The sequence below is a fragment of the Winogradskyella sp. genome (assembly GCF_013042245.1).
Classification (GTDB): Bacteria; Bacteroidota; Bacteroidia; order Flavobacteriales; family Flavobacteriaceae; genus Winogradskyella.
On the sequence record NZ_JABDQL010000024.1, the window covers coordinates 72,789 to 92,331 of the forward strand.

Annotated in this window: 17 protein-coding genes, 5 tRNA genes and 1 pseudogene; all 23 read left to right on the forward strand. The window is 34.6% G+C overall.

All coding sequences use genetic code 11. From position 1 onward, the window contains the following. The first annotated feature begins 26 nt into the window (after window positions 1-26). Window positions 27-1,457 carry a carboxypeptidase-like regulatory domain-containing protein gene (locus HKP48_RS01970; RefSeq protein WP_296342272.1) on the forward strand — a complete coding sequence of 477 codons (1,431 nt, stop codon included), beginning with the start codon at window positions 27-29 and terminating at the stop codon, window positions 1,455-1,457. 138 nt (window positions 1,458-1,595) lie between these two features. Beyond that, a complete protein-coding gene (locus HKP48_RS01975; RefSeq protein WP_296342274.1) occupies window positions 1,596-2,222 on the forward strand; it encodes a hypothetical protein in 627 nt (208 codons plus the stop codon). A gap of 9 nt (window positions 2,223-2,231) precedes the next feature. Further along, window positions 2,232-2,855 (forward strand): outer membrane beta-barrel protein, encoded by a 624-nt coding sequence (locus HKP48_RS01980; RefSeq protein ID WP_296342276.1) that lies wholly within the window; start codon window positions 2,232-2,234, stop codon window positions 2,853-2,855. Between the two features lie 118 nt (window positions 2,856-2,973). Further along, window positions 2,974-3,510 carry a YiiX/YebB-like N1pC/P60 family cysteine hydrolase gene (locus HKP48_RS01985; protein ID WP_296342279.1) on the forward strand — a complete coding sequence of 179 codons (537 nt, stop codon included), beginning with the start codon at window positions 2,974-2,976 and terminating at the stop codon, window positions 3,508-3,510. A gap of 45 nt (window positions 3,511-3,555) precedes the next feature. Next, window positions 3,556-3,750 (forward strand): 30S ribosomal protein S21, encoded by a 195-nt coding sequence (gene rpsU, locus HKP48_RS01990; protein WP_296342280.1) that lies wholly within the window; start codon window positions 3,556-3,558, stop codon window positions 3,748-3,750. Between the two features lie 117 nt (window positions 3,751-3,867). Then, a complete protein-coding gene (locus HKP48_RS01995; protein WP_296342282.1) occupies window positions 3,868-4,758 on the forward strand; it encodes a tyrosine-type recombinase/integrase in 891 nt (296 codons plus the stop codon). 17 nt (window positions 4,759-4,775) lie between these two features. Continuing rightward, window positions 4,776-5,078, forward strand: a complete 303-nt coding sequence (gene raiA, locus HKP48_RS02000; RefSeq protein WP_296342283.1) for a ribosome-associated translation inhibitor RaiA — start codon at window positions 4,776-4,778, stop codon at window positions 5,076-5,078. 114 nt (window positions 5,079-5,192) lie between these two features. Beyond that, window positions 5,193-5,266 (forward strand) — tRNA-Thr (locus tag HKP48_RS02005). A gap of 88 nt (window positions 5,267-5,354) precedes the next feature. Next, a tRNA-Tyr gene (locus HKP48_RS02010) sits at window positions 5,355-5,436 on the forward strand. 39 nt (window positions 5,437-5,475) lie between these two features. Continuing rightward, window positions 5,476-5,548, forward strand: a tRNA-Gly gene (locus HKP48_RS02015). Window positions 5,549-5,621: 73 nt separating this feature from the next. Next, window positions 5,622-5,693, forward strand: a tRNA-Thr gene (locus HKP48_RS02020). A 104-nt stretch (window positions 5,694-5,797) separates the two neighbouring features. Further along, entirely contained in the window at window positions 5,798-6,985 is a 1,188-nt protein-coding gene (gene tuf / locus HKP48_RS02025) for an elongation factor Tu (RefSeq protein WP_296342284.1), read from the forward strand. A 61-nt stretch (window positions 6,986-7,046) separates the two neighbouring features. Beyond that, window positions 7,047-7,119 (forward strand) — tRNA-Trp (locus HKP48_RS02030). A 110-nt stretch (window positions 7,120-7,229) separates the two neighbouring features. Continuing rightward, the gene (secE, locus tag HKP48_RS02035) at window positions 7,230-7,424 is read left to right on the forward strand and encodes a preprotein translocase subunit SecE (protein WP_296342285.1); all 195 of its coding nucleotides are present in this window, start codon (window positions 7,230-7,232) and stop codon (window positions 7,422-7,424) included. 16 nt (window positions 7,425-7,440) lie between these two features. Further along, a complete protein-coding gene (nusG, locus tag HKP48_RS02040) occupies window positions 7,441-7,998 on the forward strand; it encodes a transcription termination/antitermination protein NusG (protein WP_296342291.1) in 558 nt (185 codons plus the stop codon). Between the two features lie 73 nt (window positions 7,999-8,071). Next, entirely contained in the window at window positions 8,072-8,512 is a 441-nt protein-coding gene (gene rplK, locus HKP48_RS02045; RefSeq protein WP_296342292.1) for a 50S ribosomal protein L11, read from the forward strand. 11 nt (window positions 8,513-8,523) lie between these two features. Beyond that, on the forward strand, window positions 8,524-9,213 hold the full coding sequence (gene rplA, locus HKP48_RS02050) for a 50S ribosomal protein L1 (RefSeq protein ID WP_296342294.1): 690 nt from the start codon (window positions 8,524-8,526) through the stop codon (window positions 9,211-9,213). A 19-nt stretch (window positions 9,214-9,232) separates the two neighbouring features. Continuing rightward, window positions 9,233-9,754 (forward strand): 50S ribosomal protein L10, encoded by a 522-nt coding sequence (gene rplJ, locus HKP48_RS02055; RefSeq protein WP_296342296.1) that lies wholly within the window; start codon window positions 9,233-9,235, stop codon window positions 9,752-9,754. Between the two features lie 59 nt (window positions 9,755-9,813). Then, window positions 9,814-10,191, forward strand: a complete 378-nt coding sequence (gene rplL, locus HKP48_RS02060) for a 50S ribosomal protein L7/L12 (protein ID WP_296342297.1) — start codon at window positions 9,814-9,816, stop codon at window positions 10,189-10,191. A gap of 131 nt (window positions 10,192-10,322) precedes the next feature. After that, window positions 10,323-14,135, forward strand: coding sequence for a DNA-directed RNA polymerase subunit beta (rpoB, locus tag HKP48_RS02065; protein ID WP_296342299.1), 3,813 nt, complete (start codon window positions 10,323-10,325; stop codon window positions 14,133-14,135). Between the two features lie 96 nt (window positions 14,136-14,231). Further along, the gene (gene rpoC, locus HKP48_RS02070; RefSeq protein ID WP_296342300.1) at window positions 14,232-18,533 is read left to right on the forward strand and encodes a DNA-directed RNA polymerase subunit beta'; all 4,302 of its coding nucleotides are present in this window, start codon (window positions 14,232-14,234) and stop codon (window positions 18,531-18,533) included. 109 nt (window positions 18,534-18,642) lie between these two features. Then, a complete protein-coding gene (locus tag HKP48_RS02075) occupies window positions 18,643-18,960 on the forward strand; it encodes a DUF3467 domain-containing protein (RefSeq protein WP_296342302.1) in 318 nt (105 codons plus the stop codon). Window positions 18,961-19,100: 140 nt separating this feature from the next. Continuing rightward, window positions 19,101-19,543 (forward strand): annotated as a pseudogene (locus HKP48_RS02080) (secretion protein); the annotation flags it as partial.

Genomic DNA, 19,543 nt, shown 5'->3' on the forward strand with positions numbered 1-19,543 from the left:
ATTATAAACAACATAATCAACTTATAATGTTATATAATCGCTTCAAATTTTACCTTTCTTTAAGTTTTCTTTTATTAACCTATATCGGATTTTCTCAAGTAGAAATCACAGGAAAAGTTATTGATTCAGTCTATTCCGAACCTATTGAAAATGCTAGTATTTACGTAAAGAATACGACAATTGGTACTATAAGTAATACCGATGGTCGTTTTGCTTTGACAGTCCCTTTAGCAAATAAAAAAGATACTCTAATCATATCTTCGATAGGCTTTAAGAGTTTCAGAATTGCTGTTGAAGAATTTCAAAATAATCAAGATGTATTTTTATATGAAGATGTAGCATCTTTAGATGAAATTGTTATTCTCGCAAACCCACGGCCAACGACAGGTAATGCCATTGTTTTAAAGGCTATTGAAGAGCTTTCAGAAAATTTACCAGATTCAGCCTATTTACAAAAAGGATTTCTTCGTCATAAAGAGCGAAATAAATTAGAGTTTAAGTGGCTTATTGAAAGTGCAATTACAGTCTATGATTCGGGCTACGGAGCTAAAAGCACAGAGCATCTTAAGATTAACGTTGACGAAATGAGAAAGAGCTATGATTTACGAAATGTAGATAGCATTTTTTCTTATGTATCTTACCGAAATAGAATTTCAAAAAGGAACAGGCTCAGAGCTCAAGACATTCGAAGACAAGATGTATCAAAACAACAATTGGTTAATGCCATCAAGTGGAATGATACAAGAGTTAATGGACTTCAAAATTTATTTCAGGGTAAGCTAAGTTTACTTCGCAATGTTCAAGATACCAAATCACTTTTCGGAGAAGATATTCTCAAAAGGCACCAGTTTGCTTTAGATACTATATTGGTAGATGATGGCAGAAAGATCTACAAAATTAAAATAGACGAAAGTTCAGATTTTGTAGGTTTAGACACAAAAGGCATGTATAATGAAGGCTATAAAGCGCAAGGTTGGTTATACATCTACTATGATAATTATGCGATAAAACGAGTAGAGTATGATTTGGTAGCTGCATCAGACAAGCAAAAAAGCAGGAGTAAGCGTCTTTTTGGAACACAAACCAATCATAAACTCGTTATAAACTATATAGAATACAATAACAAGATGTATCCAAACTACATCTATTATGAAACGCCGAAGCTGGTAAACGTTGGGCTAAAGACGGACAAAAAAGTAACTCAAAAAGAAATAGACAGATATAACAGAGAGGAACGCTACTATTACACAGTACAAGAAATACTCTTTACAGAAATTATACAAGATAGAGATATCGTTCAGTCAGAGTTAAATACCAAACCATGGAATATGGATATCTTTATGTCTAAGCCTTACAATAAAGAATTTTGGAGAAATTATAATATCCTTCTTGAAAGTGAAGAGGATGAGGAAATGATTGATGATTTGTCAAAACGAGCTTCACTTTTTAAAGATTAGATTACGGAAAAACCGTAACTGTATTGTTGTTAGTGGTTTAGTAAGTTAAAATTTTTGTTAAAGTGATGATTTTCTTTCTTTCTTTCTTTCTTTCTTTCTTTCTTTCTTTCTGATAAATAATTTTAAAACTTATTTATTATGAAAATTTTAAAACAAACAAGAAAACTAATTGCAATCTTTTTAATGGTTACCTTTCTAATGCCAAGTATTTACAGTTGCTCAGATAATAATGTCAATTATCTAGAAACTAATCAATATGAAAAGGAGTCTGAAGGAATTATTAATGCTATAAATAATTATAATAACTCACAGAATTCTCAAGCTTTTAGAGCAAATAGTAATTCTGTAATAACCCAACAACTTGTTGATGAATATTTAGTTTTGTTGGGCTTTAGTTCAGGAGAATTATTAGCCTCTGATGTAGATAATATAGTTACTACCCAATTACAAGGAAGGACTTATAATGAACTTATGCAAGATTACAATCTATCAAGTTTTGCAAGATTATCTTTAAATGAAATTAAAGATGGTGCTTTTTTAGATGATTTGGTAAACAATCCAGATTTTCAAAATTTAAGCGATAATGAAAAACTAATAGTATCTTTATCTAACTCCTTTATGGATGCTCATAGAGGAAGTGGTCATACAATAGAAGAAGCTACTGGTGCTTTGATAGGAATAATTATTGGAGCGGCTTGCTGTGGTTTTCTTGGTGCTATTGGTGGCGCTATCATTGGCGCATTAATTGGTGGAGGAAGTAAATAAGGTTAATTGATGAGAAATTTAACAGTTATCATATTTGTCATATTGGCACTCAGCTCATATGGGCAATCAGAAAAAAAAGTTAGTACAGAATCCAACGGACAATGGCTGGTTACCAATCAATTTGGTATTGCTACGTTAGAAGCAGAGAACTTATTCAAGGTTAATGCCTCAGTATTTGAAGGTTTAATCGGTAGAGAATTTTATTTGAGTAATAAGACTTCGCTAATTACAGGTATCGAGTTTTTGAGAGTTAGAGGCGATTTCTTAAATACGAATAACCAAAATTTATTTCTAAGTAATGATCATATAAATATTCCACTTTCTTTAAGATTTTATAATAGTAAAGAAAATAAAATCTCAATATTTGGAGGATTTGGTATTTATGGTTCATATTTACTAAAATCAGAAATTGAAAATATCTTGTTAAATACTACCAGTGATGACAATGGGCTCGGTTTTAATTTCGGTATGCATTTAGATGTAGGTCTTATTTATGATTTGGACGAGAAATGGAACATTTCATTAGGCTTTAAGTATAAGTCAGATTTTTTAGAGAGCTACAGAGATAGTAATCAGATTTTCAATCTTACCGATTTTTATGCAGTTCAGCTAGGTTTGGGGTTTAAATTATAAATCTTCAAATTTGGTTAGATATTTTTTAGTCATCATGTTATCATTATTCCTGTTCAATTGTAAAAATGAGCAGGAATTTTTTCTAAATGAATTAAGTCTAAAGAAAAATAAAGTTTATTTGGCTTATAGAGGTACTAATACTAAGCAAGGTTTCTTTGCTAAGGATTTTAATATAAGAGACACTTTAAGTTCGCACGTAGGTATTTTATTGTATGAAGATTCAGATTGGTTAATATATAATGTAAATAATTTTAAAGATGGTTTATCTGACTTTCGTTATCAAAATCTAAAAGAGTTTTATGCTATTGAGCAAGAAAAAATAAACTATGCTTGTATTTATGAAGTAAGTTCAATAAAAAGAAATCAAAAGAAAATATTAATTAAAGGATTTCATAAATTAAAAAGGGTATCAATAAAGTTTGACAAGCGTTTTTTATTAGACAATCCCTATAGACTATACTGTTCCGAATTTGTTAGAAATGCTTTATATCATTTAGATTCAGTAAATCTAAATTTTCAAACACATAAAAGAGAATTAAAGGGTATTTACAAAACCTATTTTAGAAAAGACTCACTAGAATATTATCCAGTAGATATTTTTCAATTAAATCCTAATCTAAAAAAAATTAAGCATTGGTCTTTTCCAAGATATTAATATATTTGCGCCTCAAAAATTCTAAAAGAAGGGAGGTTAAGACCTATGTTAAAAATTCAAGTTAATTCTGGAGAAAATATAGAAAGAGCATTAAAGCGCTACAAGCAAAAGTTCAATAGAACTGGTGTGCGTAGTGAGTTACAGTCTCGTAAGCAATTTGAAAAACCTTCAATAGTTAGGAGAGCACAAATTCAAAAAGCAGAATATGTTCAAGGTTTAAAAGACGAAGAACAATTTTAGTTATACAAATAACACTAAAGAGAAAACAATCCCGTTACTGTAAAAAGTTAACGGGATTATTTTTTTAGTTTCAACATCAATAAAATAAAACCTATTTTTAGAGTGAAAATTAAGCTTATGTCTCTAGAAAAATTCTCAGATTATTTATTGCTAGAAAAAAAGTATTCTGTACATACGGTTACCGCATATCTTAAAGATTTAAAAAGCTTTCAAGAATTTCTAGAGTCAGAGTATAATGGTAATACTATTGAGAAAACAGGTTATAATATTATAAGACAATGGATAGTAAGTTTGGTAAATTCTAAAATTGCCAATAGAAGTATTAATAGAAAAGTGTCTTCATTAAATTCATACTACAAGTTTTTGATGAAAATAAGGTTGCTAGAAATAAATCCTTTAAAAACCCATAAAGCATTGAAGGTCGAGAAAAAAGTCCAAGTTCCTTTTTCACAGAATGAAATGAAAGCTGTTTTTGAAGATTTAAATCATGTGGATGATTTTATAAGTGCTAGAGACAAGCTTATGGTAGAATTATTTTACGCTACAGGAATTAGGCGTATAGAGTTAATTGAGATTAAATTAAAAGATATTGATGCTTCGAGCGCAATTTTAAAAGTATTAGGTAAGCGGAATAAAGAGCGCTACATACCATTAATACCATCGGTAATTAATAGTGTTAGCATTTATAAAGAGTACAGAAGTAAACTAAGTTTAATTATTGATAAAGATTACTTGTTGCTAACCCAAAAGGGAGTAAAAGTTTACGAGACGCTTGTTTATAGAACAATAAATAAGTATTTTAGCAGGACGTCTACAAAATTAAAATGTAGTCCACATGTTCTAAGACATTCGTTTGCAACACATCTATTAAATGAAGGAGCTGACATAAATTCGGTAAAAGAATTATTGGGACATGCGAGTTTGGCGGCAACACAAGTTTATACACATAATAGTATAGCTGAATTAAAAAAAGTGCATGCCAAAGCACATCCAAGAAACAAAGACTAACCTTAAAGCCATTTTATATGAAGGTAAACATACAGTCCATTAATTTTATAGCAGATAGAAAGTTAAAAGACTTTATTCAAAAACGTTTTGACAAGCTAGATATTTTTTACGACAAAATTATTCAAACAGATGTTTATTTAAAGGTCGAAAATACAAGTGATAAAGAGAATAAAATATTTGAAGCAAAGCTCAGCGTTCCTGGAGATGTATTTGTTGTGAAAAAACAAGGGAAATCTTTTGAAGAAGGCGCGGACTTAGTTGCTTCATCATTTGAACGACAACTAAAAAGAAGAAAAGAAAAATTAAGGTCACATACCTGATAAAATTCTTTCAAAAATATTTTGAAAGAAAAAATAAAATCTTACATTTGCAGTCCGTTAGAAATAGCGGACTTTTTTATGTCTAAAATTTAGTCTAAAAAAGCATAAAAAAAAGCCGATGTAGCTCAGCTGGCTAGAGCAGCTGATTTGTAATCAGCAGGTCGTGGGTTCGAGTCCCTCCATCGGCTCTTTATTTAAGTAGCAAAAAAATGTTCTTTTACAGAATTGAAAATCAATAATAAAGTTGTATTTTGGCAGCCTTAAAAATTGATGATTGGGGAGATACTCAAGCGGCCAACGAGGACAGACTGTAACTCTGTTGTTTTTAACTTCGCAGGTTCGAATCCTGCTCTCCCCACGAAAATTAAACCTTTCAAAGCTTAAAGTTTTGATAAATGCGAGAGTAGCTCAGTTGGTAGAGCGTCAGCCTTCCAAGCTGAATGTCGCCGGTTCGAACCCGGTCTCTCGCTCTAAAATAGTTTAAGGGTTACGAGGTGCGATTTACGAATCGTAAATCATAAATCGGCAATTGTAAATGGTATTGCCGGCGTAGCTCAGGGGTAGAGCGTTTCCTTGGTAAGGAAGAGGTCACGGGTTCAAATCCCGTCGTTGGCTCTAGAATTATAGATGATTTTATCACAATAATAATTGTGATGATTGATTCTTTTTGGTATATAAAAATTAAACACTAATATAAATTAAGATTAAATAAATTAAACATGGCAAAGGCAACTTTCGATCGTTCAAAACCACACCTTAACATAGGTACTATTGGGCACGTAGATCACGGTAAAACAACTTTAACTGCTGCTATTACTAAAGTATTAGCTGATGCAGGTTTATCAGAAGCAAAAGACTTCGACCAAATTGATAACGCTCCTGAAGAAAAAGAGAGAGGTATCACAATTAACACATCTCACGTAGAGTATGCAACAGCAAATCGTCATTACGCTCACGTTGACTGTCCAGGTCACGCCGATTACGTAAAAAACATGGTAACAGGTGCTGCTCAAATGGACGGTGCTATTTTGGTTGTTGCTGCAACGGATGGTCCTATGCCACAAACTCGTGAGCACATCCTTTTAGGGCGTCAGGTAGGTATTCCTCGCATCGTTGTATTCATGAATAAAGTGGATATGGTTGATGATGAAGAGTTATTAGAATTAGTTGAAATGGAAATTAGAGATTTATTATCATTCTACGAGTACGATGGAGATAATGGACCTGTAGTTGCTGGTTCTGCTCTAGGTGCGCTTAACGGTGAGCAAAAGTGGGTCGATACAGTGATGGAATTAATGGAAGCTGTTGATAACTGGATTGAAGAGCCTGTTCGTGATATGGATAAACCTTTCTTAATGCCTATTGAGGACGTATTTTCTATTACAGGTCGTGGTACTGTTGCAACTGGTCGTATTGAGACTGGTGTAGCTAACACCGGTGATCCTGTTGAAATTATCGGTATGGGTGCTGAGAAATTAACATCTACTATTACAGGTATCGAAATGTTCCGTCAAATACTAGATAGAGGTGAAGCTGGTGATAACGCTGGTATCTTATTAAGAGGTATTGAGAAAACTCAAATCTCTAGAGGTATGGTAATTACTGCACCTGGTTCTGTAACACCACACTCTAAATTCAAAGCTGAGGTTTATATCCTTAAGAAAGAAGAAGGTGGCCGTCACACACCATTTCACAACAACTACCGTCCACAGTTTTACGTTCGTACAACTGACGTAACAGGAAACATTGCGCTTCCTGATGGAGTAGAAATGGTAATGCCTGGTGACAACTTAACTATTACTGTTGAGCTAATTCAACCAATTGCAATGAACGTAGGTTTACGTTTCGCTATCCGTGAAGGTGGTCGTACAGTTGGTGCTGGTCAGGTAACTGAAATTTTAGACTAAATTATTAGCTAAATATATAATTAAGGTGTCCCGATTTTTTGGGGTACCTTGATTTATGTTTACGGGTTTAGCTCAGTTGGTAGAGCACTGGTCTCCAAAACCAGGTGTCGGGAGTTCGAGTCTCTCAACCCGTGCAAAGTATAGATAGAGCGACTGTTAGTCACTTAACTATATGATAAAATAAGCAAAAAGCGAAAGTATTATAAAATTATAATGTTTTCAACCTGAAATAAAAGATATAAAAATGGCAGGAATAGTAACATACGTAAAAGAATCTTTCGAAGAGCTAAAAAATAATGTAACATGGACACCATGGCCAGAAGCCCAGCGATTAACAATTGTCGTAGCCGTTTTTTCTATATTATTTTCGTTAGCTATTTGGGGAGTTGATACCGTATTTAGTAGAGTTATTAAAGCATATTTCGGTCTAATTAATTAAACAACAAATCAATTACATGTCTGAAAAAAGCGGAAATAAAAAGTGGTATGTTGTTAGAGCCGTAAGTGGTCAAGAAAACAAAATCAAAACTTACATCGAGAATGAAATTTCTAGATTAGGATTAGGTGATTATGTTGATCAAGTGTTGGTGCCTACAGAAAAAGTAATACAAATACGTAACGGTAAGAAAATAAATAAAGAACGTACTTATTTTCCAGGTTACATTATGATACAGGCAAACCTTAGTGGTGAAGTGCCACACATCATTAAATCAATTACAAACGTTATTGGTTTCTTAGGTGAAACAAAAGGTGGCGAGCCAGTACCATTAAGACAATCTGAGGTTAACCGCATGCTAGGTAAAGTTGACGAATTGGCTTTGGAGGCTGATGCAAACATTGCTATACCATTCACCATTGGTGAGACTGTGAAAGTTATTGACGGTCCATTCAACGGGTTTGACGGGACTATCGAAAAAATAAATGAAGAAAAGCGTAAGCTAGAAGTAATGGTGAAGATTTTTGGAAGAAAAACACCATTAGAATTGAGCTATATGCAAGTTGAAAAAGTATAATAATTGTTACATTATATAAGGCGTATGTTTTTAGGCTTCCAATTTAAGAACATCGCATAATTTTAAATTTAAAATGGCAAAAGAACTAGACAAAGTAGTTAAATTACAAGTTCGGGGAGGTGCAGCGAATCCATCGCCACCGGTTGGACCCGCTTTAGGTGCCGCTGGAGTTAATATCATGGAGTTTTGTAAGCAGTTTAATGCTAGAACCCAAGATAGACCAGGTAAAGTTTTACCTGTGGTAATTTCTGTTTACAAAGACAAATCTTTTGAATTCGTAATCAAGACTCCACCAGCAGCAGTACAATTATTAGAAGCGGCCAAAGTAAAGAAGGGATCAGGAGAACCAAACCGACGTAAAGTAGCAAAAGTAACTTGGGACCAAGTTAAGACTATTGCAGAAGATAAGATGGTAGATTTAAATGCATTTACTATTGATTCAGCTATGAAAATGGTAGCTGGTACGGCAAGATCGATGGGTATTACAGTTAAAGGTGGAGAAGCACCAAACTAAAAATTTTTGAAATGGCAAGATTAACAAAAAAGCAAAAAGAAGCCAGAGCTAAAGTTGATAAAAATAAACTTTACTCTGTTGAAGAAGCTTCAGCTTTACTTAAAGAAATCACATACACAAAATTTGACGCCTCAGTAGATTTAGCCATAAGATTAGGCGTAGATCCACGTAAGGCAAACCAAATGGTTCGTGGTGTGGTTTCACTACCACACGGTACGGGTAAAGACATGAAGGTTCTTGCACTAGTAACACCAGATAAAGAAGAAGAGGCTAAAGCAGCTGGCGCTGATTATGTGGGGTTAGATGAATACTTACAAAAAATTAAAGATGGTTGGACAGATGTTGACGTCATAGTTACAATGCCGAGCATTATGGGTAAGTTAGGACCATTAGGTAGAGTATTAGGACCAAGAGGTCTTATGCCAAACCCTAAAACTGGAACAGTAACTATGGACGTAGCTAAGGCAGTTTCGGAAGTAAAGGCTGGTAAGATAGACTTTAAAGTAGATAAAACAGGTATTGTACATGCACCAATTGGTAAAGCATCTTTTAGTGCAGATAAACTTGTAGGAAATGCTAACGAATTATTAACAACATTAATGAAGCTAAAACCAACAGCGTCAAAAGGTGTTTATGTAAAAAGTATTTTCATGTCTAGCACAATGAGTCCAAGCATAGCAATTGATACAAAAATAGGATAGTAGTTAAACTTAGAATATTATGACAAGAGAAGAAAAATCCCTAGTAATTGATGAGTTAACTGCTCAGTTAGCAGATAATGCAAATATTTATTTAACGGATATATCTGGATTAAATGCAGTAGATACTTCAAATTTACGTCGTGCTTGTTTTAAAGCTAATGTGAAATTAGCAGTTGTTAAGAATACATTATTAGAAAAGGCAATGGAAGCATCAGACAAAGAGTTTGGAGAGTTACCATCAACCCTTAAAGGTAATACCTCTGTAATGTACTCTGAAACTGGTAATGGACCAGCTAAAGTAATTAAAGCATTCCGTAAAAAGTCTGAAAAGCCTTTATTAAAGGGAGCTTTTATTGAAGAGTCAATTTACATTGGAGATGACCAATTAGACGCCCTAGTCGACATCAAATCAAGAGAAGAATTGATTGGTGAAGTAATAGGCTTATTACAATCTCCTGCTAAAAACGTTATTTCAGCACTTAAATCAAGTGGTGGAACAATTGCAGGATTATTAAAAACATTATCCGAAAAAGAAGGATAATATTACAAGTACGCACTTAAAAACTAAAATAAAAACACATTTATTAAAACGATAGAAAAATGGCAGATTTAAAAGATTTCGCAGAACAATTAGTTAATTTAACTGTAAAAGAGGTTAATGAATTAGCTGATATTTTAAAAGAAGAATACGGTATTGAGCCTGCTGCTGCTGCAGTAGCTGTTGCTGCTGGTGGTGCTGCTGCTGGTGGAGAGGCTGAAGAAGAGCAAACTGAATTTGACGTAATCCTTAAAGCCGCTGGTGGTTCTAAATTAGCAGTTGTAAAACTTGTTAAAGAATTAACTGGTTTAGGATTAAAAGATGCTAAAGGTTTAGTTGATGATGCACCAAGCGCAATCAAAGAAGGCGTTGCTAAAGACGAAGCTGAAGCTTTAAAAGCACAGTTAGAAGAAGCTGGAGCAGAGGTTGAGCTTAAGTAAGCTCAGTTAATACCTACAATATAAGGTTTAGGTTTATCCCGCTTTTTGCGGGATAATGCCTAGACCATTTTGTGTATATAAATAGTATGTACACTTTATTACATTATTTTTAATCAAAAACGCGTTCATCGATGTTAGCAAAACAAGCTGAAAGATTAAATTTCTCCTCGATTGTAAATAGAACTGAATATCCAGATTTTCTGGACATTCAGATAAAATCCTTTCAGGATTTTTTCCAATTAGAGACAAAATCTGATCAAAGAGGTAACGAAGGTTTATACAACACCTTCATGGAGAATTTTCCAATTACCGACACAAGAAACCAATTCGTATTAGAATTCTTGGACTACTTTATAGATCCACCAAGATATTCAATCGAAGAATGTATAGAAAGAGGACTAACATACAGTGTGCCACTTAAAGCACGTTTGAAATTGTATTGTACAGACCCTGAACACGAGGACTTCGAGACTATTGTTCAGGATGTATACTTAGGAACAATTCCTTACATGACACCAAGCGGTACATTCTGTATAAACGGAGCAGAAAGAGTTGTTGTGTCTCAGCTACATAGATCACCTGGTGTATTTTTTAGTCAGTCGTTCCATGCTAATGGTACCAAATTATATTCAGCAAGAGTAATTCCTTTTAAAGGGTCTTGGATAGAATTTGCTACTGATATTAACAGTGTAATGTACGCTTATATTGACAGAAAGAAAAAACTTCCTGTTACTACTTTATTTAGAGCTATTGGTTTCGAAAGAGATAAAGATATTTTAGAGATATTTGATCTTGCTGAAGAAGTAAAAGTTTCTAAATCTGGTTTAAAGAAAGTTATCGGTCGTAAACTTGCGGCACGTGTACTTAACACATGGCATGAAGATTTCGTAGATGAAGATACAGGTGAAGTAGTATCTATCGAGCGTAACGAAATCGTTCTTGACCGTGATACAATTATAGACAAAGAAAATATTGAAGAAATCCTAGAAGCTGGTGTAAAGACTATTCTTCTTCACAAGGAAAGCGGACAGCAAGGAGACTATGCAATTATTCACAATACATTACAGAAGGATCCAACAAACTCTGAAAAAGAAGCTGTTGAGCATATCTACCGTCAATTACGTAATGCAGAGCCACCAGATGAAGAAACTGCACGTGGTATAATTGATAAATTATTCTTTTCTGATCAACGTTACTCTTTAGGAGAAGTAGGTCGTTATAGAATGAATAAAAAATTACAGTTAGATATTGGAATGGATAAGCAAGTGCTTACCAAAGTAGATATCATAACTATTATAAAATATCTAATTGAGCTTATTAACTCAAAAGCAGAGATTGATGATATTGATCACTTGTCTAACCGTCGTGTACGTACAGTAGGCGAACAATTATCATCTCAGTTTGGAGTTGGTTTAGCACGTATGGCACGTACTATTCGTGAGCGTATGAACGTTCGTGATAACGAGGTATTTACGCCAATAGATTTGATTAATGCTAAGACTTTGTCTTCAGTTATTAATTCATTCTTTGGAACTAACCAGTTATCTCAGTTTATGGATCAAACAAATCCACTAGCAGAGATTACACACAAACGTCGTCTATCGGCTTTAGGACCTGGAGGTTTATCTAGAGAAAGAGCAGGTTTCGAAGTTCGTGATGTACACTATACACACTACGGTCGTCTATGCCCTATCGAAACACCTGAAGGACCAAACATTGGTTTAATTTCTTCATTATCGGTGTTTGCAAAAGTGAATTCTATGGGATTCATAGAAACACCTTATCGTAAAGTAGAAAATGGTGTAGTAGATATTAAAAATACGCCAACATATCTAAGTGCTGAAGAGGAGGAAGATATGTTAATTGCACAAGCTACAATTGAAGTTGACAATAAAGGTAAAATTTTACCAGAAAAAATCATTTCTCGCCAAGAGGGCGATTTCCCTGTAATTGAGCCTTCAAACGTAAATTATACCGATGTAGCCCCTAATCAAATTGCTTCGATTTCAGCATCTTTAATTCCATTCTTGGAACATGATGATGCCAACCGTGCGTTGATGGGATCTAACATGATGCGTCAAGCCGTACCACTATTGCGTCCACAAGCACCAATTGTAGGTACAGGTTTAGAGCGACAAGTAGCATCAGATTCTAGAGTATTAATTAATGCTGAAGGCGCTGGTACTGTTGAGTATGTAGATGCAGAAAAAATAACAATCAAATACGAGCGTACAAAAGAAGAAGCTATGGTAAGCTTTGATAGCGATACCAAAACTTACCCTTTGGTTAAGTTCAGAAAGACTAACCAAGGGACGTCTATTAACTTAAAACCTATTGTACAAAAAGGTGATAAAGTTTTAAAAGGACAAGTGCTCTGTGAAGGTTATGCAACTCAAAAAGGAGAGCTTGCTCTTGGGCGTAACATGAAAGTGGCATTTATGCCATGGAAAGGTTATAACTTCGAGGATGCGATTGTAATTTCTGAAAAAGTAGTTCGTGATGACATATTCACTTCAATTCATATCGATGAGTATTCTTTAGAAGTAAGAGATACAAAATTAGGTAATGAAGAGTTAACTAATGATATCCCTAATGTTTCTGAAGAAGCTACCAAAGACTTGGATGAAAATGGTATGATTCGTGTTGGTGCAGAAATCAAACCAGGAGACATTTTAATTGGTAAGATTACACCAAAGGGTGAGTCAGACCCAACTCCAGAAGAAAAATTATTACGTGCAATCTTCGGTGATAAAGCAGGAGATGTAAAAGATGCTTCATTAAAAGCTTCACCATCATTAAATGGTGTTGTCATTGATAAGAAGTTATTCGCACGTGCTATAAAGGACAAGCGTAAGAGAGCTCAAGATAAAGAAGATATTGAAAAGCTGGAAGATGTTTACGATAAACGTTTTGAAGACCTTCAAAATGTTTTAGTTGAAAAGTTATTTGCTATAGTTAATGGTAAAACTGCCCAAGGTATTTATAATGACTTAGGAGAAGAGATTATTCCAAAAGGAAAGAAGTATACCTTGAAAATGTTAAATGCTGTTGATGATTATGCGCATTTAACTTCAGGAAGATGGACAACAGATGATGCAACTAACGCATTGGTTGAAGATTTAATCCACAACTACAAGATTAAAGAAAATGATCTACAAGGTTCATTAAGACGTGAGAAGTTTACAATTTCTGTAGGCGATGAATTACCTGCAGGTATCATTAAACTAGCAAAAGTTTATATCGCTAAAAAGCGTAAACTTAAAGTTGGTGATAAGATGGCAGGTCGTCACGGTAATAAAGGTATTGTGGCACGTATCGTTCGTCAAGAGGATATGCCATTCTTAGAAGATGGAACCCCTGTAGATATTGTATTAAATCCGCTTGGTGTACCATCTCGTATGAACATCGGTCAAATTTATGAAACGGTTCTTGGTTGGGCAGGTCAAAAATTAGGTAGAACATATGCGACACCTATTTTCGACGGTGCAACACTAGACCAAATTAATGGATTTACAGATGAAGCTGGTGTACCACGTTTTGGTCATACATATTTATATGATGGTGGAACAGGAGATCGTTTTGATCAACCTGCAACTGTCGGTGTAATTTATATGATTAAACTTGGTCATATGATTGATGATAAGATGCACGCGCGTTCTATAGGACCTTACTCATTAATTACGCAGCAACCATTAGGTGGTAAAGCACAGTTTGGTGGTCAGCGTTTTGGTGAGATGGAAGTATGGGCACTTGAGGCTTATGGAGCATCAAGTACATTACGTGAAATCTTAACCGTAAAATCGGATGACGTTATTGGTAGAGCAAAAACTTACGAAGCTATCGTAAAAGGTGAGCCAATGCCAGAGCCGGGACTACCTGAATCTTTCAACGTACTTATGCACGAATTGAAAGGACTAGGATTAGATATTAGATTAGAAGAATAAATTAAGTCGGCAGTTAGCAGTCGTTAGTAAGCAGTTTCTATACTGTATCAAAAATGACTGAAGACTGCAAACTGCAAACTGAAGACTATAAAAGACATGGCAAGAAGACAAGATAAGAATACAGTACAGAAGTTTAACAAAATCTCTATTGGTTTAGCATCACCAGAGTCTGTTTTAGCAGCATCTCGTGGTGAAGTATTAAAGCCAGAAACTATAAATTATCGTACACATAAACCAGAACGTGATGGTTTGTTCTGTGAGCGTATTTTTGGTCCTGTAAAGGATTTTGAATGTGCTTGTGGTAAATATAAAAGAATACGTTACAAAGGTATCGTTTGTGACCGTTGTGGTGTAGAAGTAACAGAAAAGAAAGTACGTAGAGATCGCGTAGGACACATCAACTTAGTTGTGCCTGTAGCTCATATCTGGTATTTCCGTTCCTTACCTAACAAAATAGGTTATTTATTAGGCCTGCCATCTAAGAAATTAGATATGATTATTTACTACGAACGTTACGTAGTTATTCAGCCAGGTATTGCTATGAATGCTGAAGGTGAGCCATTACAAAAAATGGACTTCTTAACTGAGGAAGAGTATTTAAACATACTTGAAACTATCCCTCAGGAGAATCAGTATTTAGACGATACAGATCCTAATAAATTTATCGCAAAAATGGGAGCAGAATGTTTAATAGACATTTTAGCACGTATCGATTTAGACCAGTTGTCTTATGACTTACGTCACAAGGCAAATAACGAAACTTCTAAGCAACGTAAAACTGAAGCGTTAAAACGTCTTCAGGTTGTCGAAGCATTTAGAGATTCTAACGAGAATAGAGAGAACAAGCCAGAATGGATGATAATGAAGGCTGTGCCTGTAATCCCACCAGAATTAAGACCTTTAGTGCCTTTAGATGGTGGTCGTTTTGCTACGTCTGATTTAAATGATTTATACCGTCGTGTAATTATCCGTAACAACCGTCTTAAGAGACTTGTTGAGATAAAAGCGCCAGAAGTAATTTTACGTAACGAGAAGCGTATGCTCCAAGAGTCTGTAGATTCTTTATTCGATAATACACGTAAGTCTTCTGCGGTTAAAACCGATTCTAATAGACCGTTAAAATCACTTTCAGATTCACTTAAAGGTAAGCAAGGACGTTTCCGTCAAAACTTATTAGGTAAACGTGTTGATTATTCTGCACGTTCCGTAATTGTTGTTGGACCAGAATTAAAGTTATTTGAATGTGGTCTTCCAAAGAATATGGCAGCTGAGCTTTACAAGCCATTCATCATTCGTAAGTTAATCGAAAGAGGAATAGTAAAAACAGTGAAATCTGCTAAGAAAATTATAGACAGAAAAGAGCCAGTAGTTTGGGATATCTTAGAAAATGTTTTAAAAGGACATCCGGTTCTTTTAAATCGTGCTCCTACGTTACACAGACTAGGTATTCAAGCATTCCAACCAAAACTTATTGAAGGTAAGGCAATTCAGTTACACCCATTAGTGTGTACTGCATTTAATGCTGATTTCGATGGAGACCAGATGGCTGTACATTTACCACTAGGGCCAGAAGCTATATTAGAAGCGCAACTATTAATGTTAGCGTCTCACAATATTTTAAACCCTGCAAATGGTTCACCAGTAACAGTACCTTCTCAGGATATGGTACTTGGTTTATATTACATGACCAAGCACAGAAAATCAGATAAGGATTATAAAGTTAAAGGTGAAGGCTTAACATTCTATTCTCCAGACGAAGTAACAATTGCTTACAACGAGAAGAAAGTTGACTTAAACGCTGGAATAAAAGTCCGTACAAAAGATTTTAACGAAGAAGGAGAGTTAACAACTCAAATTATAGAGACTACTGTAGGTCGTGTACTTTTCAACGAAAAAGTACCTGAAGCTGCTGGTTATATCAATGAGGTATTAACTAAGAAATCTTTAAGAGATATTATTCATGGTATTCTTAAGAAAACTAGCGTACCTGAAACTGCAGCATTCCTTGATGAAATCAAAACATTAGGATACAAATTCGCTTTCCAAGGTGGTTTGTCTTTCAGTTTAGGAGATATCATTATTCCTCAAGAAAAACAAGGAATGATTGATGCTGCTAATACAAAAGTAGATGGTATTATGGGAAGCTATAATATGGGTCTTATTACCAATAACGAACGTTACAACCAAGTTATTGATATCTGGACATCTACGAATGCAGAATTAACAGAGCTATCTATGAAACGTATCCGTGAGGATCAACAAGGATTCAACTCAGTATTTATGATGCTAGATTCTGGTGCTCGTGGATCTAAAGAACAGATTCGTCAGTTAACAGGTATGCGTGGATTAATGGCTAAACCTAAAAAATCTACATCAGGAGGAGGTTCAATTATTGAGAATCCAATTCTTTCAAACTTTAAAGAAGGACTTTCAATTTTAGAATACTTTATTTCTACACACGGTGCACGTAAAGGACTTGCAGATACGGCTCTTAAAACTGCCGATGCAGGTTACTTAACACGTCGTTTAGTAGATGTATCTCAAGATGTTATTGTATATCAAGAAGATTGTGGTACATTGAGAGGAATCGAAGTTTCTGCATTAAAGAAGAACGAAGAAATTGTTGAAAAACTAGAAGCAAGAATCGTTGGTCGTACGTCTGTGAATGATGTTTACAACCCATTAACTGAAGAGCTATTGGTTGAAGCAGGAGCTCATATCGATGATGTTATTGCTAAGAAAATTGGTGATTCTCCAGTTGAGTCTATAGAGGTACGTTCGCCATTGACATGTGAAGCCAAGAAAGGTATCTGTGTCAAGTGTTACGGACGTAACTTAGCAACAGGTAAAATGGTACAACGAGGAGAAGCTGTTGGTGTAGTAGCCGCACAATCTATTGGTGAACCAGGTACACAGTTAACATTACGTACATTTCACGTAGGTGGTATTGCTGGTAACATTTCTGAAGAGAATAAGTTAATTGCTAAGTTCGATGGTGTTGCAGAAATCGAAGATTTAAAAACAGTTAAATCTAAGGATAGTGAAGGTAATGAAGTAGATGTAGTTATTTCTCGTACCTCGGAATTGAAATTAACAGACGCTAAAACAGGTATTATTTTAAGTACTAATAACATCCCTTACGGTTCTCATATATTTGTTAAGCCTGGTGCTAAGATTAAGAAAGATACTGTAGTTTGCCAATGGGATCCATATAATGGTGTAATTATTTCAGAATTTGCTGGTAAAGTGAAGTATGAAAATATCGAACAAGGTGTAACATATCAAGTCGAAATTGACGAACAAACAGGTTTCCAAGAGAAAGTAATTTCAGAATCTAGAAACAAGAAGTTAATTCCAACATTACTGATAGAAGATAAGAAAGGTGAAACCATCCGTTCTTACAACTTACCAGTAGGTGCACACATTATGATTGATGATGGTGAGAAAATTGATATAGGTAAAATCTTAGTTAAAATTCCTCGTAAATCATCTAAAGCAGGAGATATTACTGGTGGTCTTCCTCGTGTAACGGAGTTATTCGAAGCACGTAATCCATCCAATCCAGCTGTTGTAACAGAGATTGATGGTGTTGTATCATTTGGTAAGATTAAGCGTGGTAACCGTGAGATAATCATCGAGTCCAAATTAGGTGAGATTAAAAAATACTTAGTAAAGCTATCTAGTCAAATTCTTGTACAAGAAAACGATTACGTAAAAGCAGGTATGCCATTATCTGATGGTTCTATAACACCAAACGATATCTTAAACATCAAAGGTCCTTCAGCGGTACAACAGTACTTAGTAAATGAGGTACAAGAAGTTTACCGATTACAAGGTGTGAAGATTAATGATAAGCATTTCGAAGTTGTTGTAAGACAAATGATGCGTAAAGTGAGAATTATAGATTCTGGTGATACTATTTTCTTAGAAAACCAATTAGTTCACAAATCAGATTTCATCGAAGAAAATGATAAGATTTTCGGTATGAAAGTGGTTGAAGACGCTGGAGATTCTGAGAATTTAAAAGTGGGCCAGATAGTGACCACGCGCGTATTACGTGATGAGAATTCTAGTTTGAGACGTGAAGATAAGCAATTAGTAACAGCCCGTGATGCAAGTAACGCAACAGCAACGCCAATTCTACAGGGTATTACTCGAGCATCTTTACAGACGAAATCATTTATCTCAGCGGCATCGTTCCAAGAGACCACAAAAGTACTTAATGAAGCCGCAGTAAACGGTAAAGTTGATACGCTTGAAGGTCTTAAGGAAAATGTAATTGTAGGTCATAGAATTCCTGCCGGAACTGGTGTTAGAGATTACGAAAATATCATCGTAGGCTCAAAGTCGGAATTTGATGAAATGATGAAGCAAAAAGAAGAAATGAATTATAACTAGATTATAGTTTATCTCGCGAAGGCGAGAGTATAAATTAAAGCCTTCATTCTAAAATTAGATTGAAGGCTTTTCTTATAAAACAGAGTATTAACTAAAGAAAATAATAGAAATGGCAGATCAAAATAAAACTCCAAAAAAAGGACAAATCAATATTGAATTAGATGAACAAGTGGCGCAAGGCACTTACTCAAATCTTGCAATCATTAATCACTCAGTGTCAGAGTTTGTCGTAGACTTTGTAAATATTATGCCAGGTACACCAAAAAGTAAAGTAAAGTCACGTATTATACTAACACCTCAGCATGCAAAACGTTTAGTAAAAGCATTAAACGATAACGTAAAACGATTTGAGCAGGCTCATGGTACTATTAAAGATTATGAACAACCCCAAGTTCCAATAAATTTTGGACCTACAGGACAAGCTTAGATTTAGATAACGTTTTTTGCTTTGTTACCATTCACTAATTCGTTTAACTTCTATTAGCTGCGTTTTATCGATTTAGTGTTTAACTTATTGATTATGAATTATAAAAAATTTAATTTGTATTCATATTTAAGTTTTTATTCATGAGGTACAGTCAAAAAATCATTTTAATTATTCTAACTTTTTTTGGTATAAATAGTATTTGTGCTCAGTTAACAGTAAGAAATGACGCCTATATTTTTGTTGATGATAACGTAGTTTTTGTAGAAGATAATATAAATCTTCAGGAGGCAAATTCTATGATGTATCTTAGAAATGAATCTCAATTCATACAAGGTACAGGTGTTACAGGTAATTCAGGTTTAGGACAGTTAAGTGTACAACAAAGAGGAACTTCAAACGAGTATGCCTATAATTACTGGTGCTCACCAATAGGAAACAATTCTCTTGCTTCTGGTAATGAGAATTTTCAGGTAGATTTGATAGATGACTCTACAGGTCTTATAACTAGTATTGACGCCGCATTTACAGCCAATTTCAACGGTACCAGTTCTCCATTAACTATTTCTAGTAATTGGCTTTACAC

Bases quoted from the DNA above. Each gene is read 5' to 3' on its own strand.
- HKP48_RS01970 (WP_296342272.1), top strand. From the start codon at position 27: ATGTTATATAATCGCTTCAAATTTTACCTTTCTTTAAGTTTTCTTTTA.
- HKP48_RS01975 (WP_296342274.1), top strand. From the start codon at position 1,596: ATGAAAATTTTAAAACAAACAAGAAAACTAATTGCAATCTTTTTAATG.
- HKP48_RS01980 (WP_296342276.1), top strand. From the start codon at position 2,232: ATGAGAAATTTAACAGTTATCATATTTGTCATATTGGCACTCAGCTCA.
- rpsU (WP_296342280.1), top strand. From the start codon at position 3,556: ATGTTAAAAATTCAAGTTAATTCTGGAGAAAATATAGAAAGAGCATTA.
- HKP48_RS01995 (WP_296342282.1), top strand. From the start codon at position 3,868: ATGTCTCTAGAAAAATTCTCAGATTATTTATTGCTAGAAAAAAAGTAT.
- raiA (WP_296342283.1), top strand. From the start codon at position 4,776: ATGAAGGTAAACATACAGTCCATTAATTTTATAGCAGATAGAAAGTTA.
- tuf (WP_296342284.1), top strand. From the start codon at position 5,798: ATGGCAAAGGCAACTTTCGATCGTTCAAAACCACACCTTAACATAGGT.
- secE (WP_296342285.1), top strand. From the start codon at position 7,230: ATGGCAGGAATAGTAACATACGTAAAAGAATCTTTCGAAGAGCTAAAA.
- nusG (WP_296342291.1), top strand. From the start codon at position 7,441: ATGTCTGAAAAAAGCGGAAATAAAAAGTGGTATGTTGTTAGAGCCGTA.
- rplK (WP_296342292.1), top strand. From the start codon at position 8,072: ATGGCAAAAGAACTAGACAAAGTAGTTAAATTACAAGTTCGGGGAGGT.
- rplA (WP_296342294.1), top strand. From the start codon at position 8,524: ATGGCAAGATTAACAAAAAAGCAAAAAGAAGCCAGAGCTAAAGTTGAT.
- rplJ (WP_296342296.1), top strand. From the start codon at position 9,233: ATGACAAGAGAAGAAAAATCCCTAGTAATTGATGAGTTAACTGCTCAG.
- rplL (WP_296342297.1), top strand. From the start codon at position 9,814: ATGGCAGATTTAAAAGATTTCGCAGAACAATTAGTTAATTTAACTGTA.
- rpoB (WP_296342299.1), top strand. From the start codon at position 10,323: ATGTTAGCAAAACAAGCTGAAAGATTAAATTTCTCCTCGATTGTAAAT.
- rpoC (WP_296342300.1), top strand. From the start codon at position 14,232: ATGGCAAGAAGACAAGATAAGAATACAGTACAGAAGTTTAACAAAATC.
- HKP48_RS02075 (WP_296342302.1), top strand. From the start codon at position 18,643: ATGGCAGATCAAAATAAAACTCCAAAAAAAGGACAAATCAATATTGAA.